Source organism: Ideonella sp. P3_A4, assembly GCF_056403075.1.
This window is the reverse complement of the sequence record NZ_JBFUGE010001162.1, coordinates 1-1,062: the sequence shown is the minus strand read 5'-3', so window position 1 is coordinate 1,062 and position 1,062 is coordinate 1. Positions and strand designations below refer to the sequence as shown.

Sequence of the window (1,062 nt, the reverse complement as noted above, 5' to 3'; positions counted from 1 at the left end):
GCCTTGGGGTAGGCCTTGCAATCTGCCTTGGCGGCAGCGGCTGTCGAAAACACGGCGGCGGCGCTGAACGCGGCCAGGATGATCAGCTGCTTCATGGGTCTCCTCGGGGGTGAACTGTCGATGGCAATGAGTCTACGACGGCAAGCGGTCGTGGCCTCTTGACTCATGTCACCAGTTGTCCCGCTGCGCGCCCATGCCGCGCGAGCGCGCGTCTCAGGCGTGCCACGTCCAGCGGCTTGGTCAGAAACTCCGCCGCGCCGCAGGCCATCGCCGCTTCGACCCTCGCCTCCAACGCGTCGGCACTGACCACCACGACGGGAATGTCGGCGGTCGCCTCGTTGACTTTCAACCGGCGCAGCAGCGCCAGGCCGTCGACGTCGGGCAGGTGCAGATCCAGCAAGATCAGGTCCGGCGGGGCCGCCCCCGGCTGGAAAAGCTTGTCCAGGCACTGCTGCCCGGTCGCGCTGTGATCGATCTGGATGGATTCGGCCAGGGCCGATCGCACGATCTCGACGTTCAAGAGGTTGTCTTCGACGTAGTGGACGCGCTGCGGTGGCAGCGCCGATGTCGCCTGCGTGGTCGCGGCGTCGCCATCCTGCACCGGCGTGCGTGGCCGGTCCACCGTGTCGTCGGCGGGCAGCACCAGCGTGAACGACGAGCCCTTGCCCGGCTCGCTGCTCACTTGCAAAGTACCCCCCATCAGCGCAGCCAGGCGGCGGCTGATGACCAGCCCGATGCCAGTGCCTTCGACCTGGCTGTTTTCGCRGCCCAGGCGGTTGAAAGGCTGGAACATCTGGGCCAGCTGCGTCGCCGTCAGCCCCATGCCGGTGTCGTGCACCTCGATCTCCACCATCGTGCCCGCTCGCCGCGCCGTCAGGTGGATCTCGCCGCCGTCCCGGTTGTACTTGACGGCGTTGGACAGCAGGTTGGCCAGCACCTGGCGTACGCGCGTCGCGTCGCCGCGCAGACGCTCGGCCTGCGGCGACACGTCCACCTGGATCGTGATCTGCCGCTGCGCGGCGCGCTGCTCTACGAGGGTTACCGTCTCTGCCACCAGCGAAT

At 67.8% G+C, this 1,062-nt stretch carries 1 protein-coding gene; it reads right to left on the bottom strand.

Translation table 11 applies throughout. The features are described 5' to 3' along the window. Positions 1-163: 163 nt before the first annotated feature. Positions 164-1,062: sensor histidine kinase (locus AC1DYI_RS36640; RefSeq protein ID WP_477208991.1), on the bottom strand; the 899-nt coding region annotated here is incomplete at its 5' end.